Source organism: Klebsiella sp. JN_Kp127 (genome assembly GCF_040062505.1).
Classification (GTDB): Bacteria; Pseudomonadota; Gammaproteobacteria; order Enterobacterales; family Enterobacteriaceae; genus Klebsiella; species Klebsiella quasipneumoniae.
In genome coordinates, this window is record NZ_JBEAHS010000006.1 from 103168 (window position 1) to 129892 (window position 26725).

At 59.4% G+C, this 26725-nt stretch carries 26 protein-coding genes and 1 pseudogene; 20 read left to right on the forward strand and 7 right to left on the reverse strand.

Translation table 11 applies throughout. The annotated features are described in order from the left end of the window. The first annotated feature begins 286 nt into the window (after positions 1 to 286). The 7 genes from ABLV04_RS04695 to ABLV04_RS04725 all read left to right on the forward strand — a co-directional run bounded on the left by ABLV04_RS04695 (position 287) and on the right by ABLV04_RS04725 (position 7930). Entirely contained in the window at positions 287 to 1807 is a 1521-nt protein-coding gene (locus tag ABLV04_RS04695; RefSeq protein ID WP_110238126.1) for an FGGY-family carbohydrate kinase, read from the forward strand. A gap of 160 nt (positions 1808 to 1967) precedes the next feature. Beyond that, positions 1968 to 2903: a D-ribose ABC transporter substrate-binding protein gene (locus tag ABLV04_RS04700; protein WP_023288769.1), complete on the forward strand. Its 936-nt coding sequence runs from the start codon at positions 1968 to 1970 to the stop codon at positions 2901 to 2903. A 43-nt stretch (positions 2904 to 2946) separates the two neighbouring features. Next, the gene (locus ABLV04_RS04705) at positions 2947 to 3567 is read left to right on the forward strand and encodes a DUF2291 domain-containing protein (protein WP_032455053.1); all 621 of its coding nucleotides are present in this window, start codon (positions 2947 to 2949) and stop codon (positions 3565 to 3567) included. 1 nt (position 3568) lies between these two features. Continuing rightward, the gene (locus ABLV04_RS04710; protein ID WP_180266152.1) at positions 3569 to 5113 is read left to right on the forward strand and encodes a sugar ABC transporter ATP-binding protein; all 1545 of its coding nucleotides are present in this window, start codon (positions 3569 to 3571) and stop codon (positions 5111 to 5113) included. Positions 5114 to 5130: 17 nt separating this feature from the next. After that, positions 5131 to 6198, forward strand: coding sequence for an ABC transporter permease (locus ABLV04_RS04715; protein WP_023288766.1), 1068 nt, complete (start codon positions 5131 to 5133; stop codon positions 6196 to 6198). 60 nt (positions 6199 to 6258) lie between these two features. Continuing rightward, positions 6259 to 7056 (forward strand): SDR family oxidoreductase, encoded by a 798-nt coding sequence (locus ABLV04_RS04720; protein WP_002893589.1) that lies wholly within the window; start codon positions 6259 to 6261, stop codon positions 7054 to 7056. Positions 7057 to 7144: 88 nt separating this feature from the next. Then, positions 7145 to 7930, forward strand: a complete 786-nt coding sequence (locus ABLV04_RS04725) for an SDR family oxidoreductase (RefSeq protein ID WP_023288765.1) — start codon at positions 7145 to 7147, stop codon at positions 7928 to 7930. A 52-nt stretch (positions 7931 to 7982) separates the two neighbouring features. Here the strand turns inward: ABLV04_RS04725 and ABLV04_RS04730 are convergent, their stop codons facing one another. Next, positions 7983 to 8588 (reverse strand): glutathione S-transferase family protein, encoded by a 606-nt coding sequence (locus ABLV04_RS04730; protein WP_152842423.1) that lies wholly within the window; start codon positions 8586 to 8588, stop codon positions 7983 to 7985. Between the two features lie 254 nt (positions 8589 to 8842). Here ABLV04_RS04730 and ABLV04_RS04735 point away from each other — a divergent pair, with 254 nt between their 5' ends. Beyond that, a complete protein-coding gene (locus tag ABLV04_RS04735) occupies positions 8843 to 9736 on the forward strand; it encodes a LysR substrate-binding domain-containing protein (RefSeq protein WP_102004517.1) in 894 nt (297 codons plus the stop codon). On the opposite strand, the gene ABLV04_RS04740 is transcribed toward ABLV04_RS04735, so the two are convergent. Further along, positions 9733 to 10668 carry a mechanosensitive ion channel domain-containing protein gene (locus ABLV04_RS04740; RefSeq protein WP_306064786.1) on the reverse strand — a complete coding sequence of 312 codons (936 nt, stop codon included), beginning with the start codon at positions 10666 to 10668 and terminating at the stop codon, positions 9733 to 9735. The two genes, ABLV04_RS04735 and ABLV04_RS04740, sit on opposite strands and share 4 nt — an antisense overlap. Next, positions 10569 to 10989: pseudogene (locus tag ABLV04_RS04745) on the reverse strand (hypothetical protein). Before ABLV04_RS04745 ends, ABLV04_RS04740 begins: the two are co-directional and overlap by 100 nt. Before the next feature lie 225 nt (positions 10990 to 11214). On the opposite strand from ABLV04_RS04745, the gene ivy reads away from it, so the two are divergent. After that, complete coding sequence (gene ivy / locus ABLV04_RS04750; RefSeq protein WP_023288761.1) at positions 11215 to 11661, forward strand: Ivy family C-type lysozyme inhibitor; 447 nt, start codon at positions 11215 to 11217, stop codon at positions 11659 to 11661. 46 nt (positions 11662 to 11707) lie between these two features. Here the strand turns inward: ivy and betT are convergent, their stop codons facing one another. Further along, the gene (gene betT / locus ABLV04_RS04755) at positions 11708 to 13741 is read right to left on the reverse strand and encodes a choline BCCT transporter BetT (RefSeq protein WP_023288760.1); all 2034 of its coding nucleotides are present in this window, start codon (positions 13739 to 13741) and stop codon (positions 11708 to 11710) included. Between the two features lie 128 nt (positions 13742 to 13869). Here betT and betI point away from each other — a divergent pair, with 128 nt between their 5' ends. From betI to betA, 3 genes are read left to right on the forward strand one after another with little or no spacing between them, the layout of a single operon-like run. Next, positions 13870 to 14457 (forward strand): transcriptional regulator BetI, encoded by a 588-nt coding sequence (gene betI, locus ABLV04_RS04760; protein ID WP_023288759.1) that lies wholly within the window; start codon positions 13870 to 13872, stop codon positions 14455 to 14457. 13 nt (positions 14458 to 14470) lie between these two features. Continuing rightward, entirely contained in the window at positions 14471 to 15943 is a 1473-nt protein-coding gene (gene betB, locus ABLV04_RS04765) for a betaine-aldehyde dehydrogenase (protein WP_348815417.1), read from the forward strand. Between the two features lie 13 nt (positions 15944 to 15956). After that, positions 15957 to 17621, forward strand: coding sequence for a choline dehydrogenase (betA, locus tag ABLV04_RS04770; RefSeq protein ID WP_180263902.1), 1665 nt, complete (start codon positions 15957 to 15959; stop codon positions 17619 to 17621). A gap of 63 nt (positions 17622 to 17684) precedes the next feature. Here betA and ABLV04_RS04775 read toward each other — a convergent pair whose 3' ends face one another. Next, a complete protein-coding gene (locus tag ABLV04_RS04775) occupies positions 17685 to 18041 on the reverse strand; it encodes a hypothetical protein (protein WP_110238137.1) in 357 nt (118 codons plus the stop codon). Positions 18042 to 18242: 201 nt separating this feature from the next. Here ABLV04_RS04775 and ABLV04_RS04780 point away from each other — a divergent pair, with 201 nt between their 5' ends. Together ABLV04_RS04780 and ABLV04_RS04785 are read left to right on the forward strand one after the other, a co-directional pair. Then, positions 18243 to 18911, forward strand: a complete 669-nt coding sequence (locus ABLV04_RS04780) for a PAS domain-containing protein (protein WP_012542504.1) — start codon at positions 18243 to 18245, stop codon at positions 18909 to 18911. Then, positions 18901 to 19701, forward strand: coding sequence for a PhzF family phenazine biosynthesis protein (locus ABLV04_RS04785; protein ID WP_255988325.1), 801 nt, complete (start codon positions 18901 to 18903; stop codon positions 19699 to 19701). The genes ABLV04_RS04780 and ABLV04_RS04785 overlap by 11 nt, the downstream gene beginning before the upstream one ends. A gap of 99 nt (positions 19702 to 19800) precedes the next feature. Here the strand turns inward: ABLV04_RS04785 and ABLV04_RS04790 are convergent, their stop codons facing one another. Beyond that, positions 19801 to 20211 (reverse strand): hypothetical protein, encoded by a 411-nt coding sequence (locus ABLV04_RS04790; protein ID WP_255988327.1) that lies wholly within the window; start codon positions 20209 to 20211, stop codon positions 19801 to 19803. Positions 20212 to 20311: 100 nt separating this feature from the next. Between ABLV04_RS04790 and ABLV04_RS04795 the strand changes: the two genes are divergently transcribed. Then, on the forward strand, positions 20312 to 20530 hold the full coding sequence (locus ABLV04_RS04795; RefSeq protein WP_004885657.1) for a YgdI/YgdR family lipoprotein: 219 nt from the start codon (positions 20312 to 20314) through the stop codon (positions 20528 to 20530). Positions 20531 to 20583: 53 nt separating this feature from the next. On the opposite strand, the gene ABLV04_RS04800 is transcribed toward ABLV04_RS04795, so the two are convergent. Beyond that, positions 20584 to 21279, reverse strand: coding sequence for a GNAT family protein (locus ABLV04_RS04800; protein ID WP_348815422.1), 696 nt, complete (start codon positions 21277 to 21279; stop codon positions 20584 to 20586). Between the two features lie 205 nt (positions 21280 to 21484). Here ABLV04_RS04800 and ABLV04_RS04805 point away from each other — a divergent pair, with 205 nt between their 5' ends. The 5 genes from ABLV04_RS04805 to ABLV04_RS04825 all read left to right on the forward strand — a co-directional run bounded on the left by ABLV04_RS04805 (position 21485) and on the right by ABLV04_RS04825 (position 26549). Then, a complete protein-coding gene (locus tag ABLV04_RS04805; protein WP_032455044.1) occupies positions 21485 to 23053 on the forward strand; it encodes an ABC transporter substrate-binding protein in 1569 nt (522 codons plus the stop codon). A gap of 120 nt (positions 23054 to 23173) precedes the next feature. Further along, positions 23174 to 24196 (forward strand): ABC transporter permease, encoded by a 1023-nt coding sequence (locus ABLV04_RS04810; RefSeq protein WP_044521521.1) that lies wholly within the window; start codon positions 23174 to 23176, stop codon positions 24194 to 24196. After that, positions 24196 to 25029, forward strand: a complete 834-nt coding sequence (locus tag ABLV04_RS04815; protein WP_261901661.1) for an ABC transporter permease — start codon at positions 24196 to 24198, stop codon at positions 25027 to 25029. Before ABLV04_RS04810 ends, ABLV04_RS04815 begins: the two co-directional genes overlap by 1 nt. Then, positions 25022 to 25858, forward strand: coding sequence for an ABC transporter ATP-binding protein (locus ABLV04_RS04820; RefSeq protein ID WP_261901662.1), 837 nt, complete (start codon positions 25022 to 25024; stop codon positions 25856 to 25858). Before ABLV04_RS04815 ends, ABLV04_RS04820 begins: the two co-directional genes overlap by 8 nt. Beyond that, positions 25845 to 26549 (forward strand): ABC transporter ATP-binding protein, encoded by a 705-nt coding sequence (locus tag ABLV04_RS04825; protein WP_032455040.1) that lies wholly within the window; start codon positions 25845 to 25847, stop codon positions 26547 to 26549. Before ABLV04_RS04820 ends, ABLV04_RS04825 begins: the two co-directional genes overlap by 14 nt. Positions 26550 to 26725 lie beyond the last annotated feature (176 nt).

The following is a 26725-nucleotide window of genomic DNA, read 5'->3' on the forward strand; positions in this document are numbered from 1 at the left end:
CTGTTAATACATTTAAATTCAATAATTTAGTCAACCAACCCAGCCGCCTGCCGCCGCTTTCGCCGATCGGCGAAATGTGATTGCCAGCACAATTGATGATTTTTCCGGTAGCCCGTCACCGGGTTTGTGGCTTAAGGTATCAAATAAATAATCACTATCGAATATATATTCAGTGATTAAAAAGATGATAACGAAATGTCACATCATGGCCTGCGTAGACGCATGAGACGGTGGAAAAGATCCCGTCTCCGTTGTTCCAGGACACCGGGTGACCGAGGAGAGCACGATGCAGGCGACAGCAAAAGAGTTCATCATTGCCCTGGATGAAGGCACCACCAACGCCAAAGCGGTGGTGCTGGATAGCCGGGGTAAGGTTATCGTCAAATTCTCGCAGCCGCTGGCGATCCAAACGCCGCGCGACGGCTGGGTGGAGCAGTCGGGCGAGGCGCTGGTGGCCGCCTCGCTGGCGGTGATCGCCAGCGCGATAGCCCACGTCGGCGCGGAAAACGTCGCCGCGCTGGCCATCAGCAACCAGCGGGAAACCGCCATCGGCTGGTATCGCGACAGCGGCAAACCGATTAACGCGGCCATCACCTGGCAATGCACCCGCAGCGCAGCGTTCTGCGACACGCTGCGTCACGATCGTCAGGAACAGCGGATTAAACAGGCCACCGGCCTGCCGATCGCCCCGCTGTTCTCGGCCTCCAAAATGCGCTGGCTGCTGGATGCGACTGCCGATGGCCACCTGCGCGCCGAACGCGGCGAGATTTGCCTCGGCACCATCGACAGCTGGCTGCTGTGGAATCTGACCGCCGGAGACGCCTTCTGCTGCGACTACTCCAATGCCGCCCGCACCCAGTTGTTGAATCTGCACCGCGGCGAGTGGGACGACGAGATGCTGGCGCTGTTCGGCATTCCGCGCGCGGCGTTACCAGAAATTAAACCGTCGAGCGGCCTCTTCGGCCATACCAAAGGGCTGGCCGCCATTCCGGACGGTATTCCCATTATGGCGATGATCGGCGACTCCCACGCGGCGCTGTTCGGCCACGCGCTCGGCGAAGCGGGCTGCGTGAAAGCCACCTACGGCACCGGTTCATCGGTGATGGCGCCAGTCAAATCGGCGCAGTGCGATATCGAGGCGCTGGCGACCACTGTCGCCTGGCACGATGGCGACCAGCTGGTGTGGGGTCTGGAGGGTAATATTCCCCACACCGGCGATGCCGTCGCCTGGATGGCGGACAGCACTGGCCTGAGCGAGCTCTCTGCCGCCGAGCTGGCCCATGAGCTGAACACCCTTCCCGCCTCCGTTGATTCGACCCTCGGGGTGTACTTCGTGCCGGCGCTGACCGGCCTCGGCGCCCCCTGGTGGGACGACAGCGCCCGCGGCGTGATCTGCGGCCTGAGTCGCGGGGTGAAACGCGCGCATCTGATCCGCGCGGCGCTGGAATCCATCACCTATCAGATTGCCGACGTGGTGGTGGCGATGCGGCAACATGAAGAGTTCACCCTGTCGGCGCTGATGGTGGACGGCGGGCCGACCAACAATGACTGGCTGATGCAATACCAGGCCGACCTGCTCGGCTGCCCGGTGATGCGCAGCGACGTACCGGAGCTGTCCGCCATCGGCGCAGCGTTGCTGGCGCGCAAAGCGCTCCATCCGGGGTCGACCGCCGACCTGCAGGCCTTCCTAACCGAACACAGCACCTTTCAGCCCGATATGGCCCGCCACCAGCGCTTGCAAACGCGCTGGCAGGAGTGGCGCCATGCGGTCGACCGAACATTATGGAAACCGGACTCGCCAGCCTGACCGCCAGACTGCGCGACGACATGCATTCACTTATCACAGGAGAAACCCGGCCCATAACGATATCGCTATCCCTGAATGTATTCAGGGGAAATTTCAGACCGTAAAAGCCTGCCCGCTCAGGGGCTCATTTGTTCGAATATAAAAATACAGGAACAGAGTCATGAAATTACGTAAAACCCTTTTAACCGCTGCTACCCTGACCGCCTTATCCTTTGCCGCGCACGCCGCGGAGAAAGGCACCATAATGATCATGGTCAACTCGCTGGATAACCCGTATTACGCCTCGGAAGCCAAAGGCGCCAGTGAAAAAGCGCAAGCTCTCGGCTATAAAACCACCGTGCTGTCCCATGGCGAAGATGTCAAAAAGCAGAATGAGCTTATCGACACCGCCATTGGTAAAAAGGTGCAGGGTATTATTCTTGATAACGCCGACTCCACCGCCAGCGTCGCCGCCATTGAAAAGGCCAAAAAAGCCGGCATTCCGGTGGTCTTAATTAACCGTGAAATTCCGGTTGATGATGTGGCGCTGGAACAAATTACCCACAATAACTTCCAGGCCGGCTCCGAGGTTGCCAACGTCTTCGTCGAGAAGATGGCGGAGAAAGGCAAATACGCCGAGCTGACCTGCAACCTCGCCGATAATAACTGCGTCACCCGTTCTAAATCTTTCCATCAGGTCATTGACCAGTATCCGGATATGGTCAGCGTAGCCAAACAGGATGCCAAAGGGACCCTGATCGACGGCAAGCGCATCATGGACAGCATTCTGCAGGCTCACCCGGACGTGAAAGGCGTGATCTGCGGCAACGGGCCGGTGGCCCTCGGCGCGATTGCGGCGCTGAAGGCGGCCAACCGCAGCGATGTGATCGTCGTCGGCATCGACGGCAGCAACGATGAGCGCGACGCCGTGAAGGCCGGCACCCTGCAGGCGACCGTGATGCTGCAGGCGCAGGCCATCGCCGCTCAGGGCGTCACCGATCTGGATAATTACCTGCAAAAAGGCGAAAAGCCGGCTAAACAGCGCGTGATGTTCCGCGGCATCCTGATTACTCAGGATAACGCCGATAAAGTCCAGGATTTCAACATTAAGTCCTGAGTTCGGGTGGTTGCGCCCCTGCGGGGGCGCAGAGGAGAGCATTATGTTTAAGAAAACCTGTCTGACGCTGGCCGTGCTGGCGCTTGGGGGCTGTCGCATCGTCTCGCAGCAGGAGCTGGCAGACCTGAAATCGCCGCCCAACCCGCATATGGCAAATATGGATAAAACCTGGCAGCAGAGCATCGTACCGCAGGTGGTGACGAAAGCGCGCCCGGCGGCTGAATTGATGAGCGCGCTCAAGGCGGCAAAAGACATTGATAGCGCCTGCAAAACCCTCGGCTACCGCGCGCAGGACGAAAACCCCTGCATCTTCTACGTCAAGGTTTCAGGTACTGTCAGCAAACTCGATACCGCCTCGCGCAGCGGCAAGATGACCCTGTCCGACCCCAGCGTCGGCAAGGTGACGGTACAGATTGGCCCCACCCTGCGCGGCACCCAGCTGCGCGACGGCTACAGCGGCGCCAGCTATCAGGACTTTAATGACCAGGTGCTGTTCGGCGAGTACAGCAAGAATATCAACAGCCAGGCGGTCAAAATGATTCAGACCGCCAACCTCAAAACCGGCGACAGCGTGGAGGTCTACGGCGTCTTCTCGGCCTGGGATATTCCGCCAACTCTCCCGGAAATTACCCCGGCGAAAATCGTTCACGCGGGGGGGCAATAATATGGCGCCGCAAGAACTCGTCGCTCCCCAGCCCGCTGAGTCCGAAGTGATTATCGAAACCCGCGGCCTGTCACGCGTCTATCCCGGCGTGACCGCCCTGGATAATGTCAATTACCGGGTCTATCGAAATAAGGTCAACGTGCTGATCGGAGAAAATGGTGCGGGTAAATCCACCATGATGAAAATGCTTGCCGGTGTGGAAACGCCCTCCTCCGGGCAAATTATTCTCGATGGCGAAGCGGTTTCATTACATTCGACTCATCAGGCAGAAAAACTCGGCATCAGCATTATTTTCCAGGAGCTGAATTTATTTCCCAATATGAATGTGATGGACAACATCTTCATGGCAAATGAATTCTTTCAGAAAGGACGCATCAACGAAAAATACCAGTACGCGCTGGCCAAATCGCTGCTGGAGCGACTGGAGCTGGATGTCGATCCCTACACCCCGCTGGGCGAACTCGGTATCGGCCACCAGCAGTTAGTCGAGATTGCCCGCGCGCTGTCGAAAGACACCCGGGTGCTGATCATGGACGAACCCACCTCGGCGCTCAGCCAGTCTGAGGTGAAAGTGCTGTTCAAGGTGATCGCGCAGCTTAAGCGCCGCGGGGTGACCATTATCTATATCTCGCATCGCCTCGAAGAGCTGATGGAGATCGGCGACAACATCACCATTTTCCGCGACGGTCGCTTTATCAGCGAGCGTCACGTCAGCGACGCCAGCGTGCCGTGGATAATTGAGCAGATGGTCGGCAATAAGAAAAAACACTTTGATTATCAACCGGCGCCAAAAGGCAACGCGGTGCTTGACGTCAAGGGGCTGACCGCGCTGCATCCCAGCGGCGGCTACAAGCTCAATGACGTTACCTTCACTCTTAGCAAAGGCGAAGTGATCGGCATTTACGGCCTGCTGGGGGCCGGACGCACCGAGCTGTTTAAAGGTCTGGTGGGGCTGATGCCCTGCCAGCGCGGCGAGGTGCATCTCAACGGCGAAAGCATCGGCAAATCACGCTTTCAGCAGCGTCTGAAAAAGGGGCTGGCGCTGGTGCCGGAGGACCGCCAGGGCGAAGGCGTGGTGCAGATGATGTCGATTCAGGCCAACATGACGCTCTCTGATTTCAGCCTGCAGGGGTTTCGCCGCGCCTGGCGCTGGTTGAATCCGCAAAAAGAAGAGACCTGCGTGAAAACGATGATCCAGCAGCTGGCGATCAAGGTCAGCGACGCCAATTTGCCCATCACCTCGCTGAGCGGCGGTAATCAACAAAAAGTGGTGCTGGGTAAAGCGCTGATGACCCAGCCGCAGGTGGTGTTCCTCGACGAACCGACGCGCGGCATCGACGTCGGCGCGAAAACCGACGTCTATCACCTGATCGGCAAAATGGCCCAGCAGGGGCTGGCGGTGATGTTTTCATCTTCAGAGCTGGATGAGGTGATGGCCCTGGCCGACCGCATCCTGGTGATGGCCGATGGCCGCATTACCGCCGATCTACCGCGTCATGCGGTGACCCGCGAACAGTTAATCGCGGCTTCAACACCTCAAGATTAATCAGGCTGGAATCCATCATGAACCAGAAATATATGATTTATATGTACCTGCTGAAGGCCCGCACCTTTATCGCCCTGCTGCTGGTGATCGCATTCTTCAGCGTGATGGTACCCAACTTCCTGACCGCCTCTAACCTGCTGATCATGACCCAGCACGTGGCGATCACCGGCCTGCTGGCCATCGGCATGACGCTGGTCATTCTCACCGGCGGCATTGATTTGTCCGTCGGCGCGGTGGCGGGGATCTGCGGCATGGTGGCGGGCGCGCTGCTGACCAACGGCCTGCCGCTGTGGAACGGCGACATCCTCTTCTTTAACGTCCCGGAAGTGATCCTCTGCGTGGCGATCTTCGGCGTACTGGTCGGCCTGGTGAACGGCGCAGTGATCACCCGCTTCGGCGTGGCGCCGTTTATCTGCACCTTAGGCATGATGTACGTCGCCCGCGGCTCCGCGCTGCTGTTTAACGACGGGAGCACCTACCCGAATCTCAACGGTATGGAAGCGCTGGGCAACACCGGTTTCGCCACCCTCGGCTCCGGCACTCTGCTCGGCGTCTATCTTCCCATCTGGCTGATGATCGGCTTCCTGGTGCTGGGCTACTGGCTGACCACCAAAACGCCGCTTGGCCGCTACATCTACGCCATCGGCGGCAATGAGTCCGCCGCCCGCCTTGCCGGCGTGCCGATTGTGAAAGCGAAAATATTCGTCTATGCCTTCTCCGGCCTGTGCGCGGCCTTTGTCGGCCTGATCGTCGCATCACAGCTGCAAACCGCGCACCCGATGACCGGCAACATGTTTGAGATGGACGCCATCGGCGCCACCGTGCTCGGCGGCACCGCGCTGGCCGGCGGCCGTGGTCGGGTGACCGGCTCGATTATCGGCGCCTTCGTGATCGTCTTCCTTGCCGACGGCATGGTGATGATGGGCGTCAGCGACTTCTGGCAGATGGTGATCAAAGGCGTGGTGATCGTTACCGCCGTGGTCGTCGACCAGTTCCAGCAGAAGCTGCAGAGCAAGGTCATCCTGATGCGCCGCCATGAGGAGAAACTGGCCGCCCTCCCCCCCAACGGCGCCACCTCCAGCTAACCGGCAACGATTCACATCTTCCGCCGGGCCTGGTGCCCGGCTCAGCGAAAGGGAAAAAATATGCAACGAGATTTCCAGAACAAAACGGTGGTGATCACCGGCGCCTGCCGCGGCATTGGCGCGGGTATTGCCGAGCGCTTCGCCCGCGACGGCGCAAACCTGGTGATGGTCTCCAACGCCGAGCGCGTTCATGAGACCGCCGAAACCCTGCGTCAGCGCTATCAGGCGGATATTTTATCGCTGCAGGTCGATGTCACCGACGAAGCCCAGGTGCAGGGGCTGTATGAGCAGGCCGCCGCCCGCTTCGGCACCATTGACGTCTCGATTCAGAACGCCGGGGTCATCACCATTGATTACTACGATCGGATGCCAAAAGCCGATTTCGAGAAAGTGCTGGCGGTCAATACCACCGGCGTCTGGCTATGCTGCCGCGAGGCGGCCAAATATATGGTGAAACAGAACCACGGCAGCCTGATCAACACCTCATCCGGCCAGGGGCGTCAGGGCTTCATCTACACCCCTCACTATGCCGCCAGCAAGATGGGCGTGATCGGCATTACCCAAAGCCTGGCCCACGAGCTGGCGCCGTGGAATATCACCGTCAACGCCTTCTGCCCGGGCATTATTGAAAGCGAAATGTGGGATTACAACGACCGCGTGTGGGGCGAAATTCTCAGCACCGAGCAGAAGCGCTACGGCAAAGGCGAGCTGATGGCGGAGTGGGTCGAGGGCATTCCAATGAAGCGCGCCGGCAAGCCGGAAGATGTCGCCGGCCTGGTGGCGTTTCTCGCCTCCGACGACGCCCGCTATCTCACCGGACAGACCATTAATATCGATGGCGGTTTGATTATGTCCTGAGCACGGTAGCCCGGATTAGGCGCGACGCGCCGCTATCCGGGACGTCAGGCTCCCGACGTTCGACACTATATTGAAGAGAATAATCATTATGATCGGTAAAGACTTTGCACAACAGCTGTTTAGCCTGCAGGATCGCGTCGCCTTCGTTACCGGCGCCGGCAGCGGCATTGGCCAGACTATCGCCTGCAGTCTCGCCAGCGCCGGCGCGCGGGTGGTCTGTTTTGATCTTCGCGACGACGGCGGGCTGGCGGAAACGGTCAGTCATATTGAATCTATCGGCGGCCAGGCCTGCGCCTACACCGGCGACGTCCGCCAGCTGGCCGACCTGCGCGCCGCCGTCGCGCTGGCCAAAAGCCGCTTTGGCCGCCTCGACATCGCCGTCAACGCCGCCGGGATCGCCAACGCCAATCCGGCGCTGGCGATGGAGAGCGAGCAATGGCAGCGGGTGATCGATATCAATCTCACCGGGGTGTGGAATTCCTGCAAAGCGGAAGCGGAACTGATGCTGGAGTCCGGCGGCGGGTCGATTATCAACATCGCCTCGATGTCGGGGATTATCGTTAATCGCGGCCTCGACCAGGCGCATTATAACTGCTCCAAAGCCGGCGTGATCCATCTGTCGAAAAGCCTGGCGATGGAGTGGGTGGACAAAGGGATCCGCGTCAATTCCATCAGCCCGGGATATACCGCCACGCCGATGAATACCCGCCCGGAGATGGTGCACCAGACCCGCGAGTTTGAAAGCCAGACGCCGATGCAGCGGATGGCGAAGGTGGAAGAGATGGCCGGCCCGGCGCTGTTCCTCGCCAGCGACGCCGCCTCGTTCTGCACCGGCGTAGACCTGGTGGTCGACGGCGGGTTTGTCTGCTGGTGATCCTCTCCTGCTTCAGGGCGCCACGCTGCGGCGCCCCTCGCCATCCCCGCCGTTAACTCAGCGGATACTGTTGAAACGCCGGCAGCGCCTCTCCTTTCTCCGCCAGCGCGCGGATATGCGGAAACGCCGCTGCCGACACCACCGCCGGGATCATCAACTGGATAAAGGACCAGACCACCGTGCTGGTGACCAACACCTGGTCCGGCTGCGCGGCGGCAACGCGGTCTGCCAGCCGGGCGTCCCATTCCCGACAGGCGGCGAGCAGTTGACCGGTCACCCGGGCTATCCACGGCTGATGCTGCTTCTCCTCCGGCCGCAGACGGTGCTCATAAACATGCTGGACCGCTTTTTCACTGGCGGCGAGGATCACCCCCAGCAGGTGCAGGTCGCGGGCCAGCGCCTCGGGATGCGCGGGAAGCAACCGGCGTCCGGCGGGATGGGTCGTTTCGAAATAGTGGAGGATCAGCGTGGAGTCCATCAGCTGTGTCCCGTCATCGAGAACCACCGTCGGCGCCTTGACCACCGGATTAATACGGGAGAATTCATCAAAGCCGCTAAAGACCGACAGCGGCAGGCTCTCGAATTCCACGCCATAGAGCGCCAGAGAAACCGCCACGCGTCTTACATAAGGTGAATCCATCATACCAATGAGTTTCATCGTCACTCCTGCCTGCGATAAAGGGGTTGCTGGCTTACCTTACTGGAAAACCCGCCCCGCGAATATCAGGGGATGCTTACCGCAAAGGTTAGAAAAACTAACAAATTAGCGCCACGGGGTAGTCCGCCTGTCTCCCCTGTGTTATACCGACTGAGGGCGCCTGAAGCCCGTCCACTGTTTGCTCGCGGCGGCTTTAAAACCCGCTAACCCGGTAGTAACGTTAACGTATTGCCCCCCTGATAAGAGAGATGACCATGGCAGATTTTCCCCCTGTCGCCAGCCTGCGCAGCTTTGAGGCGGTGGCGCGCCTCGGCAGCGTGACGCAGGCCGCCCACGAGATGAGCGTGACCCATTCGGCGGTCAGCCAGCACATCAAACAGCTGGAAGCCCTGGTCGGCGTCACACTGTTTGTCCGCCACGGCCGCGGGGTGCGCATCACGGAAGAGGGGCGGCTCTATGCCCTGCAAATCCGCGAGGCGTTACAGCACATCGCCGACGCCACGCGGATGGTGCAGATCAAACCCCGCACGATGGAACTGACCCTGGCGACGCTCCCCTCCTTTGGCTGCCACTGGCTGCTGCCGCGGCTGGCGCGCTTTCAGGCGCGGCATCCGCAGATCGCGGTGCGCCTGCTGACCAGCCTGGCGGTGGTCAACCTGCAGCAGGAGGGTATCGATCTGGCCATTCGCATGGGGCAAGGCGACTGGGAGGGGATGGAAAGCCGACATCTGTTTGCCGATGAACAGCTGGTGGTGGCCGCGCCGCACTATCGCGGCGGCGACCTGCCGACCACCCCGCAGGCGATCGCCGCCAGCGATATCGTTTTTTCCATGGAGTCCTGGAACGCCTGGTGCAGCCAGGCGGGGCTGGAAAAGACAATCATTCCTGCGGGCCTGCGCCTGAATGACTCCAACCTGGTGCTGGAGGCGGTTCGCCTGGGAGCGGGCGTGGCGCTGGAGCGGCGCTCGCTGGTGGCGGGGGCGATAGCCCGCGGCGAGCTGGTGCAGCTCACCGCAGTCACCGTCCCCTACCCCTGGCACTACTGGCTGACCGTCTCCCCGCAGGCGGAGAACCGCCCGGAAGTCGCCCGATTCATCGCCTGGCTGGTGGAGGAGATCGCCCTCTGGCGCCAGCAGCTCAGCGCTTAGCCTTCCGCCGACGGCGGCAGGCCCGCCCGGGCGGCGTGCTCCTGGGAGAGACGCCAGAAATCGTGCCCGGCGGGATACTGATAGAGGCGCAGGGAAAATTGCCCGGCCACCGCGGTAATGTACTCAAATATCGCCGACTGGGTATTCTCGTAGTCTTTCCACAGCGTCGAAGAGGTAAAGCAGTAAATCTCTAACGGGATGCCCGACGGCGACGGTTTCAGCGTCCTCGCCACAATATACATCTCCTTAATAATATCCGGTCGCTCGGCGAGATAGTGCATCAGGTAGTGGCGAAACAGGGTCAGGTTGGTCAGGCCGTTATCGACAAACCAGCGGTCCGCCACGCCGCCGGGATCGCGACCGTCAAGCAGCGTGGTCAGAGGCTCGCTTACCCCGCGGATGGTCAGCATCGAGGAGAGCATCTCCTGGTTGAGAAAACGCACCGAGTGCTGATCGATGGCGATACTGCGCATGATCCGCCGCGCCCCGGAGGAGAACATCGCCTGCCAGTTGGTATAGGTCTCGGTGAGGAAATTCTTGGTGGGAATACGGGAAATGGTATTGTCCCAGTTACGGATGGTAATGGTGTGCAGCGCGATATCCGTCACCTCACCGCTGAGGTTCTTGTCAGGCATTTCAATCCAGTCCCCCAGCTGGAGCACGTCGTTGGACGACAGCTGAACGTTCGCCACCAGCGACAGCAGGGTATGCTGGAAGACGATCATCAGCACCGCCGCCACCGCCCCGAGACTGGAGATAATAATGATCGGCGATTTGTTCGACATCACGGCGAGGATCATAATCGCCGCCAGGATGTGGACTAAGATTTTGCCTATCTGGATATAGCCCTTAATGGAATGATTTTTACGTTTGGTTTTTCGCAGATAAGAGCTGTTGACAATATCCAGCATCTCGTTGAAAAACACCGACATAAAAATAAAAAACAAGATCCCGCAGATGGTATTAATCGCCGTCACCAGCGATGCCGGCATCGCTGGCATAAACTGCAGAACGTAATAGACGATAATAACCGGAATGAAATTGGACAACTTTTCGGCGATGCGTCGATCCTTCTCCAGCGGCACGTCCTGTTTATGGCTGCCAAAGAAGACCTTACGCACCACTTTAATCAGCAAGAACTTGCATAAAAGGTGGGCAAATATGCCAGAGAGCAGCAGCAGAATAAGGTTAAATCCCACCGCCAGCGCCGGATTACTCTCAATAAACGTCAGTAGATGATTCACATACGCCATGTTTTATCGCCTGAATAACTATGCCATTTCGCTAACTGCTTTATCACAAGGGCATATATTGGAAAATTTTAATCAATCCGCATCATGGCATATCGCTTAGCGTAACGTCCATGCGCGCACCGCTGCTAATCATTCACGGGATTTATGTCATAGTTTGCATTAATCATTATCTACGCTCACTATAAAGAGGCTTGTTATGAGGACGGAATAAGTCCAGGAGGAAACATGTTTAAAACGCTTACCGCTATTATCGCCTTAGCCGCCTCCGCCAGCGTCATGGCGCAAGGCGACGTCACCCTGAACAGTCTGGCCCACGATACCGCCACCCGGGCGTCGTTTAACCAGATGGTCAAAGGCCATCAGCTGCCCGCCTGGGTGACCACCGGCGGCACCGGTTCGCCGGCGCAGACGGTGAAGCTGGGTAGCGAATCCTGGCAGGTGTTAAGCGCCTGCAAACCCCACGACTGCGGCCATGAGCGTATCGCGGTGATCTGGTCGGAAAAAACCAAACAGATGTCAGGCGTTTACTCGGTGGTCGATGAAAAAACCGACCAGGAGAAGCTGACCTGGCTTAACGTCAGCGACGCCCTGTCCATTGATGGCAAAACCGTGCTGTTTGCAGCCCTCAGCGGCAGCCTCGACAACCATCCGGACGCTTTTAACTACCAGTAACGGCCCGTCGCCCCCGTCAGTCTTTCCCCGACGGGGGCTCCCCTGACTAGCCATCCGGGAACATCACGCTGTTCCCCGGCGCTTCCCTGTGCAGATGGATAAAGTTCAGGTGCCGCTCGTACTGGTCGAGAATATCGGTGATCACCTGCTCTTTGCTGTAATCCATCAGGTCGTTACCCTGGCTGCCCTCCAGCAGGAAGGTCTCCAGCCGGTAATAGGTGGATTTCCCGCTGCGCGCCCGATAGGTAAAGCCCGGCACCGAGTACTGCTGCGGCCAGATCTTGTAGATAAAGTTCTGCTCGTCGCCCATGTGCACCAGCAGATCGAGGTGACCAAGGTTCTCGCCCTCTTCCGGCGGCAGGCTCTTCAGTTCCACCGCGGCGCCGCGCAGCCGCAGCTCCTGGGCAACCTCCTCCATCGCCGGGAAGCACACCGTCTCCATCATCTGTTTGGTATAGCGCGTACCCGGGTAATTCATCAGCCGCGACAGGCGCTTCTTCCAGCTCAGCCGATCCTGCAGGCCGAGCGGGCGCGGGGCAGTGTCGCGGCTGGCGCTGACCCGGCGGTAATCTTCCACCTTCAGGGACTTATACAGTCCGGCCATCACAAAGAAAATCACAAAGCTGAACGGCAGCCCCATGATCACCGTGGTGTTCTGCAGCGCCGAGATGCCGTTGGTCATCAGCATCCCGAGGGTCAACAGACCGATAGCCACCGACCAGAAGATGCGCAGCCAGTTCGGGGAGTCGCTGTTGATGTCCTTCAGCTTCGAGGTAAAGTTTCCCAGCACCAGCGCGCCGGAGTCGGCAGAGGTGACGTAGAACAGCAGACCGGTAATGGTCGCCACCGACGCGCTAAAGGTAAACGCCGGATACTGCGCCAGCAGGCTGTAGAAGCCGCGCTCCGGGTGGAGCATCGCCTCCCCGGCAAAGGCCGCGTCGCCGTGGATGATCTCATACAGCGCGCTGTTGCCGAACACCGACAGCCACAGCAGGGTAAAGGTGAACGGAATAATCAGGGTGCCCATCACAAACTGGCGGATGGTGCGCCCGCGCGAAATGCGCGCCAGGAACAGGCCAACGAACGGCGACCAGGCCACCCACCACGCCCAGAAAAAGAGCGTCCAGTTGTTCATCCACTCCACCGGGCGGTCGAAGGCGAAGCTGTTCAGCGTCATGCCCATAAAGCGGTTGACGTAGTCGCCGACGTTCAGCACTAACGCATTGAGCAGGAAGGAGGTATCGCCCATGAACAGCACGAACAGGATCAGCCCCAGCGCGAGGGCGACGTTCAGCTCGGAGAGCACGCGGATGCCCTTGTCCACCCCGGAGGTGACCGAGATGGTGGCGATGATCACCGACAGCGCTATCAGGGCCGCCTTCGCCGCCAGCGAGTCAGGAATATCGAACAGCACGCTCAGACCGTAGTTGAGCTGCACCACGCCAATGCCGAGGGTGGTGGCGATGCCGAAGATGGTGCCGATCACCGCCGCGATATCGACGCTGTGGCCGATGGGGCCATTAATCTTTTTCCCGAAGATAGGATAGAGCGCCGAGCGGATGGTGAGCGGCAAATTATAACGATAGCTAAAGTATCCCAGCGCCATGCCCATCAGGGCATACATCGACCAGCCGGTGAGTCCGTAGTGGAATAGCGTCCACACCATCGCCTGGCGCGCCGCCTCGATGGTCTGCCCCGCCCCTTCCGGCGGCTGCATATATTGCGTCACCGGTTCGGCGACCGAGAAGAACATCAGGTCGATGCCGATCCCGGCGGCGAACAGCATCGCCGCCCAGCTCAGCAGGCTGAACTCGGGCTTAGACTGCTCCGGCCCGAGCTTCACCGAGCCGAAGCGCGAACAGGCAATGCAGACGACGAAGACGATATACAGCGTCGCCGCCAGCAGATAGTACCAGCCGAAGGTTTTCGACACCCAGTCCAGGGTGCGCCCAATCCACTCGGCAGAAAAATCGCGAAAAAAGATCGTCATCAGGGAAAACAACAAAATCAGTCCGGCCGAGGTATAAAAAACCACCGGATTGATTTTGTCCTTTTCTCTGTTTTGCGAAAGATCTGTCATCCAGTATCCCCACTGTTTTTGTAACTATTAAAATTCAATAACGTAACAATTAAGACACATTTTATATTGAACGTCCAATCAAAAACCGCTTTAATAGTTAACCAACGCTGATGAATGGAGTGGCAAAAATGCCCAAACTGGGGATGCAGCCAATCCGGCGCAGGCAACTGATCGACGCCACGCTGGACGCAATAAATGAAGTCGGAATGCACGACGCGACCATCGCGCAGATCGCCCGGCGGGCGGGCGTATCGACGGGGATCATCAGTCACTATTTCAAAGACAAAAATGGTCTGCTGGAAGCGACCATGCGCGACATCACCAGCCAGCTGCGCGACGCGGTGCTTAACCGTCTGCACGCCCTGCCGGACGGCAGCGCCGGAGAGCGTCTGCAGGCGATAGTCGGCGGCAACTTTGATGAGACGCAGATCAGCAGCGCGGCGATGAAGGCCTGGCTGGCCTTCTGGGCCAGCAGCATGCACCAGCCGATGCTCTACCGCCTGCAGCAGGTGAGCAGCCGCCGCCTGCTGTCAAACCTGGTGTACGAGTTCCGCCGCGAGCTGCCGCGCGAGCAGGCCCAGGAGGCCGGCTACGGGCTGGCGGCGCTGATAGACGGCCTGTGGCTGCGGGCGGCGCTCAGCGGCAAACCGCTGGATAAGACGCTGGCGCAGTCGCTGACCAGCCACTTTATTCGTCAGCATTTACCGAACCCATAACCGAGGAGGCGTTATGTCCCGAATGGCAGAACAGCAGCTTTATATTAATGGTGGTTATACATCGGCCACCAGCGGTCGCACCTTCGAGACCATCAACCCTGCCACTGGCGAGGTGCTGGCGACCGTTCAGGCTGCCGGACGCGAGGATGTCGACCGCGCCGTTGAGAGCGCGCGGCGCGGGCAAAAAATCTGGGCGGCGATGACCGCCATGGAACGCTCGCGCATCCTGCGTCGCGCCGTCGATATCCTGCGCGAGCGGAACAACGAGCTGGCAAAGCTGGAAACCCTCGACACCGGTAAAGCGTATTCCGAAACCTCAACCGTGGACATCGTCACCGGCGCCGACGTGCTGGAGTATTACGCGGGGCTGATCCCGGCGCTGGAAGGCAGTCAGATCCCCCTGCGCGAGACGTCGTTCGTCTACACCCGCCGCGAACCGCTGGGTGTGGTGGCCGGGATCGGCGCGTGGAACTATCCGATCCAGATCGCCCTGTGGAAATCGGCGCCAGCGCTGGCCGCCGGCAATGCAATGATTTTCAAACCGAGCGAAGTCACCCCGCTCACCGCCCTCAGGCTGGCAGAAATTTACAGCGAAGCGGGCCTGCCGGACGGGGTGTTTAACGTCCTGCCGGGCGTGGGTGCGGAGACCGGCCAGTACCTGACTGAACATCCGGGCATCGCTAAAGTCTCCTTTACCGGCGGCGTCGCCAGCGGCAAAAAGGTGATGGCCAACTCCGCAGCCTCATCGCTGAAAGAGGTCACCATGGAGCTGGGCGGTAAATCGCCGCTGATTATTTTCGACGATGCGGATCTCGATCTCGCGGCCGACATCGCCATGATGGCCAACTTCTTCAGCTCCGGCCAGGTGTGCACCAACGGCACCCGAGTGTTCGTTCCCGCGAAGGTTATGGCAGCGTTTGAGCAGAAAATCGTTGAGCGCGTGGGCCGCATCCGCGCGGGCGATCTGTTCGATGAAACCACCAACTTTGGCCCACTGGTCAGCTTCCCGCACCGTGACAATGTGCTGCGCTACATCGCCAAAGGCAAAGCAGAAGGCGCGCGCCTGCTGTGCGGCGGCGACGTGCTGAAGGGCGAAGGCTTTGACAACGGCGCATGGGTGGCCCCGACGGTGTTTACCGACTGCACCGATGAGATGACCATCGTGCGCGAGGAGATCTTCGGCCCGGTGATGTCCATCCTCACCTACGCGTCCGAAGAAGAAGCGATCCGCCGCGCCAACGATACCGACTACGGTCTGGCGGCGGGTATCGTCACTGCCGACCTGAACCGCGCCCACGGCGCCATTCATCAGCTGGAAGCCGGCATCTGCTGGATCAACAGCTGGGGGGAATCCCCGGCGGAGATGCCGGTCGGCGGCTATAAGCACTCCGGTATTGGCCGCGAGAACGGCGTGATGACCCTGCAGAGTTACACCCAGGTGAAGTCCATCCAGGTTGAGATGGGTAAATTCCAGTCCATATTTTAACCGGGAGGTTTTTTTGCAATTTGACTACATCATTATTGGCGCCGGCTCCGCCGGCAACGTTCTGGCGACACGACTGACTGAAGATCCAACCACCACCGTCCTGCTGCTGGAGGCCGGCGGCCCGGACTACCGGTTCGATTTTCGCACCCAGATGCCCGCCGCGCTGGCTTACCCGCTGCAGGGCAAACGCTACAACTGGGCCTACGAGACCGAACCGGAGCCCTATATGAACCACCGCCGCATGGAGTGCGGGCGTGGTAAAGGGCTCGGCGGCTCCTCGCTGATTAACGGCATGTGCTACATTCGCGGCAACGCTCTGGACCTCGATAACTGGGCCGCCGCCCCGGGACTGGAACACTGGAGCTATCTCGACTGCCTGCCCTACTACCGGAAAGCGGAAACCCGCGATATCGGGCCCAACGACTATCACGGCGGCGATGGCCCGGTGAGCGTCACCACGCCGAAGCCCGGCAATAATCCGCTCTTCGAGGCGATGGTTGAAGCCGGGGTGCAGGCGGGGTATCCGCGCACCGACGATCTCAACGGCTACCAACAGGAAGGTTTTGGTCCGATGGACCGCACCGTGACGCCGCAGGGCCGTCGCGCCAGCACCGCCCGCGGCTATCTCGACCAGGCGCGCGGTCGCCCCAACCTGACCATCCGCACCCATGCGCTGACCGATCACATTATTTTTTCCGGCAAGCGCGCGGTGGGCGTCGAGTGGCTGGAGGGGGAAAGCACTATCCCGTCAAAAGCGATGGCCAACAAAGAGGTGCTGCTGTGCGCCGGGGCGATTGCCTCGCCGCAGATCCTGCAGCGCTCCGGCGTCGGCAACCCCGAGCTGCTCAGGCAGTTCGATATCCCGGTGGTCCACGATCTCCCCGGCGTGGGTGAGAATCTGCAGGACCATCTGGAGATGTACCTGCAGTACGAGTGCAAAGAGCCGGTGTCGCTCTACCCGGCGCTGCAGTGGTGGAACCAGCCGAAGATCGGCGCCGAATGGCTGTTCGGCGGCACCGGGATCGGCGCCAGCAACCAGTTCGAAGCGGGCGGTTTTATCCGCAGCCGCGCAGAGTTCGCCTGGCCGAACATTCAGTACCATTTCCTGCCGGTGGCGATTAACTACAATGGCTCCAACGCGGTGAAAGAGCACGGCTTCCAGTGCCACGTCGGCTCGATGCGTTCCCCCAGCCGCGGCCACGTGCGTCTGAAATCGCGCGACCCGCACGCCCATCCGGCGATCCTGTTTAACTATATGTCCCATGAGCAGGACTGGCAGGAGTTCCGCGACGCCATTCGCATCACCCGGGAGATCATGAACCAGCCGGCGCTGGATAAGTATCGCGGCCGCGAAATCAGCCCGGGTATTGACTGCCAGAGCGATGCCGAGCTGGATGAGTTTGTGCGCAACCACGCCGAGACCGCCTTCCACCCGTGCGGGACCTGTAAGATGGGTTACGACGAGATGGCTGTGGTCGACGGCGAAGGCCGGGTCCACGGTCTGGAAGGAGTGCGGGTGGTCGATGCATCAATTATGCCGCAGATCATCACCGGCAACCTGAACGCCACCACCATTATGATCGGCGAGAAGATGGCTGACGCCATTCGCGGCCGCCAGCCGCTGCCGCGCAGCACCGCGGCGTATTATGTCGCTGGCGACGCGCCGGTTCGCCGCTAATCGTATAGGCCACGCTTGTCCTTTCCCGTGTGGAAAGGACACTCCTCACCTTTCCAGCATCCCTTAGCGCTCAAGGCACGGCTGTATAATGCTATCCACAGCAGCATTCACCTGTTTTGCACCGGATATCAGGGTGATACTTATCGTCCTCGCCCCAGTCACCTGGTACATATCGATCTGGGCGACTCGTGTGCCGTGCTGCGAAATATCAAACAAGTTTGGCGCATTCTGCTCGGGGAAGATACGCTCAGCCGTATAGCCTTGCGGCTTCAGGGCGCTACGTATGCAGTCATAGCGCCAGTGCAGCCCCGGCCGATCGGATACCGAATAAGTCTGATAGATGGTTTTGTCGCCGAAGGGGTGAATGACCCCGCAGGCCACCAGCAGAACGGCAATGGCTATCAAGCCAAAAATTCTCATTATATTTCCATAACCTAAAGACGCACCCGACATGAGCGCTGACGCTTTGCGCAGCAAAAGGTACGCTGTCAGAATTGTAAATTCAACTTTTTGTTGATAATTACACATTATGCGTATAATTTAATCCTGTCAGCGTATCTCCCATGGTAAAATAGCGTTCCGGGGTCGCTTCCTGACCACGATTCCAGCAGAGGTTCATCCATGACATCAGAGTACACACAGCAGGTTGCACAGATCGCCGGGCCGCTTGAAGCAGCCATGGACGCCATGGCGGGAACGTTATCAGCGAATCAGGAGGTGGTGTTGCATAATCTCACTACCCCTGAACATTCCATTATCAAAATCATTAATGGTCATGTTAGCGGCAGGGGTAATGGCGATCATTTATTAGCCGGCCCGGAAAAAGATACCGGTTTTGCGCTGCTTCTGCAGAAGACGAATAACAACAAGCCGAGAACCATAAGCGATTATAAAACCGTCACCGCTTCAGGGAAAACGCTCAATAGCGCGTCGACAATTTATTACAGCGAAGAGGGATATCCGCTTATCGCCTTCTGTATTAATGTCGACCCCTCGCCTTATGAGCAAATACGCAAGAGCCTTGACGCGCTGCTGCCATCGCCGTCGGAGGCCGCAGAAGCGGTCGATCTTAATTTAGGCGGATTGATCGATCAGTCAATCCAGGAAATCATTGATAAATATTCAGTGCCGGGTAAAAAAATACAAAAAGCGCAGCGTTTGAAAATTGTCGCTGAAATGCATACGAAAGGTATTTTTAAAATGCGCGGGGGCGTGCAGCAGGCGGCTCAGGCCCTGGGGGTAACACGATATACGGTTTATAATGACCTTGAGGTGATGAATGAAAAATAATTCACAGCAGCGCATTCGCTTTTATCAGGTCGATGCTTTTTCGCAAGGCCCCTTTACCGGCAATCCCGCCGCGGTTTGTTTGCTGGAGGCGTGGCCTGAAGATAGCGTGCTGCAGCGCATTGCGATGGAAAACAACCTGTCGGAAACGGCCTTTATTGTCAGGCAGCCTGACGGTTTCGGATTGCGATGGTTTACCCCAGCCGTCGAGGTCGATCTCTGCGGTCATGCCACGCTGGCTGCGGCCAGCGTGCTGCTCAATCAACAAGCGCGCGATCGGGTGCGTTTTTTCACCCGCAGCGGCGCGCTGGACGTCACGTTGCATGACGGAAAATATACCCTGGATTTTCCGCTGGTTGTTCCGTCACCCATCGCCGCGCCGCAAGGATTGTTCAAGGCGCTGGGACTGGCTGAAGACGCAGGTGAAACCTGGCAAGCCTCCGATATTATTGTCGTCATTGATGACGAAGATCTGTTGGACGCGCTTAAACCCGACTTTAACGCCTTGAATGCCTTCAACACCCGTGGCGTGGTGGTCACTGTCGCATCCCGGACCTTCGATTTTCGTTCTCGCTGGTTCGGTCCGCAGGTGGGAGTCAACGAAGATCCGGTCACCGGTTCGGCACATACTTTTCTGGCGCCGCTGTGGAGTGAGAAACTGGCGAAAAAAACGCTTCATGCCCAGCAAGGCGGCAACCGCAAGGGAGAACTATTCTGCCACATCAAAGATAACGGGCGTGTTGAACTCTCAGGCGAAGCCTGTCTGGTTATTGAAGGTACCTTTATTTTGTAAACCGACGAATCTATAGCTTATTTGCAAAATTACATTAGCTTAATGGCGAATGTTTATTCTCATCATATTAAATAGACCTCTTTAATATTTTGGTGAGAATCATTCAATACCGTCATCCGGGGTTTGCCGTTTCCAGCCCCGGATCATTGATAATAACAGGTATTTTTTATCCGTTACGTGCGAAAAGATAATAAGCGTGCTGTCTGCGGCAGGCATAGTCAGCTTCAGCCATAAAAATGAAATTTTTAATGTTGTGTTAGCCAAAAATGCCTGAACGGGTCTTTGAATGGTTATCACTGGAATCGTTACTTTAACTCTGGGTATTAAATAACAACTAGCAAGTCGTTCATCCCGACAATATTGCCGAGAACACACCTCTGCCGGTGTCGGAATCGAGAGCACTGACAGGGCTAACAGAGAGAATATTATGTTAACAAAACCAGATGATGAATCTAAGAAAAAGGCCACTCCCCTTGAACGTCGTATTGTGGTTATTACTTTAGTCGCCATGTTAATACTTTATTCGGTGTTAATTATGACCCACTTTCGATAACTGGTTAGTCTGTCATATTCTGCGGCCCACCGTGGCTTTCTTACAACAGGTAGCACAATGAAAAAGTTCGTTGCAGTATTCGGTTTGGCATTATTAACGTTCACCGTTGCGGGGTGTTCCAGCGATTATGTATTAGAGAAAAAAAATGGTGAGATGATTATCACCCACGGAAAACCGGAGGTCGATGACGATACTGGGTTAATCACCTATGAGGATATCGCGGGAAATGAACATGCCATTAACCGGGATCAAATTATTCAGATGATCGAGAAATAGCCTTTGTATGGGCAGAGCTGGCGTGATGCGCTCTGCCCATTCACTTTGCAGAGTTAGCGAAACGCCTCCAGGCGTTTGATCTGCTGCCCGTCGGCAGTAAAGTTTTCCGCCGCCAGCCACGCCCGCAGCGCCGCATCGCGCGCAGGCCACTCGCCGTCGATGATGGACAGCATATCGCTGTCGCGCGTCCGCCCTTTACGCACCAGCCTCTGCCGCAGACGTCCTTCCCAGCTAAAGCCCAGCCGCTCGGCGGCCCGGCGCGAGGCGACATTCATCGAATCGCATTTCCACTCCAGCCGACGATAGCCATGGTCAAAGCAGTTCTTCAGCAACAGCCAGACCGCTTCGGTACCCAGCGGGGTGTTTTTCATCCGGCGCGACCAGGTGACATGGCCGATCTCAACCGTGCCCATCTCCCGTTCGATCGCCATATAGCTGACGATACCCACCGCCTGCTCGCTACGCAGGTCAATCACCGCGTACGGCACCAGGGCATCATCATTCACCTTGCCCGCGATCCAGTGGGCGGTCGCCGCTACGCTCTCCGGCCGCGTAGACGCCAGCCACGTCCAGTCGCTGTTGTCGCCGAGCGCATAGGCGGCAAACAGATCCGCCGCATGACGGTCAACGTCCAGCGGCTCCAGTTGACAAAAACGGCCATTTAACGCCGTTCGCCGCAGGACTCGCGCCCCCTGCCAGCCTGGGACAAGGTCGTTCACCTGCTGGCCAAACTCATTGATTTCCGGCACACCCACCTCCTCGCAATAGACAATGCGTTATAGCAAGAAGCCCGCAGCCGAGAAAGGCGCTTCTGCACGCCTGGCAATAACCTGTCGTTCTTGATTATGCGTTTTTAGCATAAGGATATCCTTATTTTGACTTTACGCCTTTTCGCAAGCGGCCTAACGTAGCGAGGCATAAAAAATTAAAATAACCATTTTTCAGGGATTGCATATGACCAAGAAACTGTTGCCTTTACTGGTACTGACGGCGCTCTCCGCCGCCGCGCATGCCGCCACGCCGCCCAACACGCTGGTGGTCGCTCAGGGTCTCGACGATATCGTCAGCCTCGACCCGGCGGAAGCGAACGAACTCTCCAGCATTCAGACGGTCCCCAGCCTCTACCAGCGTCTGGTGCAGCCGGACCGCAACAACCCTGAAAAAATCGTACCGATCCTCGCCGAAAGCTGGCAGGCCGATCCGGCGGCGAAAACCCTGACCATTAAACTGAAGCCAGATGCCAAATTCGCCTCCGGTAATCCGCTGCGCCCGGAAGATGTAATTTTCTCATACACCCGCGCGGTGACGCTGAATAAATCGCCAGCGTTTATTCTCAACGTGCTCGGCTGGCAGCCGGACAACATCGCCAGCCAGCTGAAAAAAGTTGACGATCATACCCTGACGCTGCACTGGACTGCCGACGTCAGCCCGGCGGTGGCGCTGAATATTCTCTCCACCCCCATCGCCTCCATCGTTGATGAAAAACAGGTGGCGCCGAACGCGAAAAATAACGACTTCGGCAACGACTGGCTGAAGATGCACTCGGCGGGCAGCGGCGCCTATAAAATGCGCGTCTACCAGCCGCATCAGGCCATCGTGCTGGAGGCCAACGCCAGCTCCCCCACCGGCGCGCCGAAGATCAAGAGCATCATTATTAAAAACGTCCCCGACCCGGCTTCCCGCCGCCTGCTGATCCAGCAAGGGGATGCCGACGTGGCCCGCGATCTCGGCGCTGACCAGATTGCCGCCCTGCAGGATAAACCCGGCGTGAAGGTGCTGAGCATCCCGTCCGCCGAGCAGAACTATCTGGTGTTTAATACCGCCAACAGCGCCAACCCGCTGCTCAATAATCCGGCCTTCTGGGAGGCGGCGCGCTGGCTGGTCGATTATGAGGGCATTACCAAAAATCTGCTGAAAGGCCAGTACTTTATTCACCAAAGCTTCCTGCCGGCCGGCCTGCCGGGGGCGCTGGAGACCAATCCATTCGCCTTCGACCCGCAAAAAGCTAAGGCTATCCTTGATAAAGCGGGCATTAAGGATGCGCACTTCACCCTCGACGTGGAGAACAAACCGCCGTTTATCACCATCGCCCAGTCGCTACAGGCCAGCTTCGCCCAGGGCGGGGTGAAGGTGGATCTCCTGCCGGCCGCCGGCAGCCAGGTCTATGCCCGGGTGCGCGCGAAGCAGCATCAGGCGGCGATCCGCCTGTGGATCCCCGACTACTTTGATGCCCATTCCAACGCCAGCGCCTTCGCGTGGAACGATGGTAAATCCAGCACCGTGGCCGGGCTCAACGGCTGGCAGATCCCTGAGCTGAATAAAGCCACCCTCGCCGCGGTGGCGGAGCCGGACCCGGCGAAACGCCTCGACCTGTACAAAACGATGCAGGAAACCCTGCTGCAGCATTCGCCATACGTCTTTATTGACCAGGGGAAAACCCAGATCGTGGTGCGCGATAACGTGAAGGGCTATCAGCAGGGGCTGAACGCCGACATGGTCTGGTACGATAACGTGACCAAGTAAGCGGGTTATGTTACCGGGCACGGCGGTCTCGCCCTGCCCGGATGACCGTTTTTCCACCCGGACCCGGTGGGCGTCGCGCCGCCGGGAACCATGTTGATATACCAGGAATTTCCATTTTCCATGCCATCGTTTTCCACTCATCTTACCCGCCTGCTGCAGGGGCTGTTGACGCTGCTGCTGACGCTGTTCGGGCTGCTGCTGGTCACCTTCTCGCTCTCCGCGCTGTCGCCGGTCGACCGCGTATTGCAGATCGTCGGCGACCATGCCAGCCAGTCGACCTATGATCAGGTTCGCCATCAGCTGGGTCTCGACCAGCCGCTGCCGGTGCAGTTCTGGCACTACCTGGTCAACCTGGCCCATGGCGATCTCGGTATCGCCAGCGCCACCGGCCAGCCGGTGCTCCACGATCTGCTGGCGGTCTTCCCTGCGACCCTTGAGCTGGCGACCCTGGCGCTGATCGTCGGCGCGGTACTGGGCATCGTCGCCGGGGTGCTGTGCGCCCGTTACGCCGGTTCGCCGTGGGATCTGGCGGTGCGCACCTTTACCCTGTTGGGCAACTCGGTGCCGATATTCTGGCTCGGCCTGCTGATGCTGGCCCTGTTCTACGCCCGGCTGCAGTGGGCGCCGGGCCCGGGTCGTCTCGACGATATTTATCAGTACACCGTCGAGCCGCGCAGCGGTTTTGCGCTGATCGACACCTGGCTCTCCGGCGATACAGCGGCTTTCAAAAATGCTATCGGCCATCTGCTGCTGCCGGGGCTGGTGCTGGCCTATTACTCGCTGGCGAGCATCACCCGTCTGACCCGCTCCGCCTGTCTCAGTGAAATGAACAAAGAGTACATTCTGCTGGCGCGGGCCAAAGGGGCCGGTGAGATGACGATTCTGCTGCGTCACGTTCTGCCCAATATCCGCGGCACCCTGCTGACGGTGACCGCCCTCGCCTGGACCTCAATGCTCGAAGGGGCGGTGCTCACCGAAACCGTCTTCTCATGGCCGGGGATCGGCCGCTACCTCACCACCGCGCTGTTCGCCGGGGATACCACGGCGATCATGGGCGGCACGCTGCTGATCGGCGTGAGTTTTGTGCTGATCAATAACCTGACCGACCTGCTGGTGCGGTTAACCGACCCGAGGGTGCGCTGATGCCGACTTATCTGTTTTTACGCCGTCTGCGCCGCTCACCCGCCGCCTTCTGCGGCCTGACCCTGGTGATTCTGCTGGTGCTGACCGCGCTGTTCGCCCCGTGGCTGGCGCCGCACGATCCTAACTGGCAGGATGCCGCCGCCCGTCTGCAGGGCCCGGGCGCGGGGCACTGGCTCGGCACCGACAGCTACGGCCGCGATCTGCTGTCACGCCTGCTCTACGGCGCCCGTCCGGCGCTGGGTCTGGTCACGCTGGTGACCGCCATTACCCTGCCCGTCGGTCTGCTGGTGGGTATTCTCTCCGGCTACTATGGCGGGTGGCTGGAGCGGATACTGATGCGCTTTACCGACGTGGTGATGTCGATGCCGCGGCTGATCCTCGCCTTCGCGTTCGTGGCGATGCTCGGCCCGGGGCTGGTCAACGGCGCGCTGGCGTTAGCCCTGACCACCTGGCCGGCCTACGCCCGGCAGGCGCGCAGCGAAATTCAGCGCCTGCGCCATAGCGACTATCTCGCCGCAGCGGAGATGCTGGGCATCCGCGGCCGGCGGCTGCTGGTCGGCCATATTCTGCCACTGTGTCTGCCGTCGGCGATTGTCCGGCTGGCGCTCGATCTGGCGGGCATTATCCTCGCCGCCGCCGGGCTCGGCTTTCTCGGCCTGGGCGCCCGCCCGCCGATGGCGGAGTGGGGAGCGATGATTGCCGACGGGATGCAGGTGATTTTCGATCAGTGGTGGATCGCCGCCATCCCCGGCGCGGCGATCCTGCTCGCCAGCCTGGCGTTTAACCTGCTGGGCGATGGCCTGCGCGATATTCTGGAGCCGCAACATGACTGACATCCGACTGACCGTCCAGGGACTCGCCGTCGACTACCCCACCGCCCGGGTGGTGGACAACGTCAGCTTCACCCTCGGCAACGAGCGGCTGGCGCTGGTGGGGGAATCCGGCTCCGGCAAATCGATGACCGCCCGGGCGCTGATGGGCCTGGTGCGCAAGCCCGGGGTGGTGAGCGCCGAACGGCTGGAGGTGCTGGGGCGCGATGTGCTGACCCTCAGCGCCCGCGGCTGGCGCGAACTGCGCGGCAACGATATCGCCATGGTGCTGCAGGATCCGCGCTATGCGCTGAATCCGGTGCAGTCCATTCAGACGCAGCTGGAGGAGGCGTTAACCCTGCATCAGCGTCTCCGCCGCCGCGCTCGCGCCGAGGCGGTCAAAGACGCCATCGCCGCCGTCGGTCTGGATCTCACGGTCCTCAGCCGCTATCCCGGCGAGCTCTCCGGCGGGATGGGGCAGCGGGTGATGATCGCCCTCGCGCTGCTCAATAACCCGAAGGTGTTGATAGCCGACGAGCCGACCTCGGCCCTTGACGCCCGCCTGCGCAACCAGATCCTCGAGCTGCTGGTGGAGCAGTGCGCGCAGCGGCAGATGGCCATGTTACTGATCAGCCACGATCTTCCGCTGGTGGCCGCGCATTGCGATCGCGTGCTGGTGATGTACCAGGGGAGACAGGTCGATGAGATGCCGGCGCGGGCGCTGCCGACCGCGACGCACCCTTATACCCGCACCCTGTGGACCTGCCGACCGAATGCGCACACTTACGGTCAGATGCTGCCGACCCTCGACAGAACCCAGGACTTTACGGAGACGACCCATGGCGATCGTTAATCTTAAGGATCTACAGGTAACATTCGGCGCGAAGACGGCGGTCTCCGCCGCCAGTTTCCGTGTCGACGCCGGGGAAACCTTCAGCCTGATCGGCGCCTCGGGCTGCGGCAAATCGACGATTTTGCGCGTGCTCGCCGGATTACAGCGCGAATGGCGCGGCAGCGTGGCGCTGCTGGGCCAGGCCATCGCGCCGGGCGCCCGCTTTCAGGGCGAGCTGCGACGCAATGTGCAGATGGTATTTCAGGATCCGTATGCTTCGCTGCATCCCAACCACACCCTGTGGCGCACCCTGGCGGAGCCGCTGCAGATCCACGGCATCCGCGACGTTGCCCCGCGGGTAACCACCGCCCTTGAGCAGGTGGGTCTGGCCGCCGACGCCGCGCGCCGCTATCCGCACCAGCTCTCCGGCGGTCAACGGCAGCGCGTGGCCATTGCCCGAGCCCTGCTGCTGCGTCCGCAGATCCTGCTGCTGGATGAGCCGACCTCGGCGCTGGATATGTCGGTGCAGGCGGAAATCCTCAATCTGCTTAATCGCCTGAAACAGGAGCACGGCATGACCTATCTGCTGGTCAGCCACGATGCCGACGTCATCGCCCATATGTCCGATCGGGCGGCGTTTATGGCGGAGGGTGTGATCCAGCGCTTTTTCGATCGCGAAGCGCTGCTCAACGGAGAACACCGGATGAAGTGAGGTCAGCGGAGGAGCCATCGTTTTGTCGGTGGCGCTTCGCTTACCCGACCTGGGTGCCGTACGGCTCGTCGTTAATTTATTCACCAGCCTTGCTGAAACTGCCGGTACTGGCGGCCTCAACATCGCTGAGACGTTCCCGGAAGGCCGGGGCAGCCCGCATGGATGCGGGCTGAGGG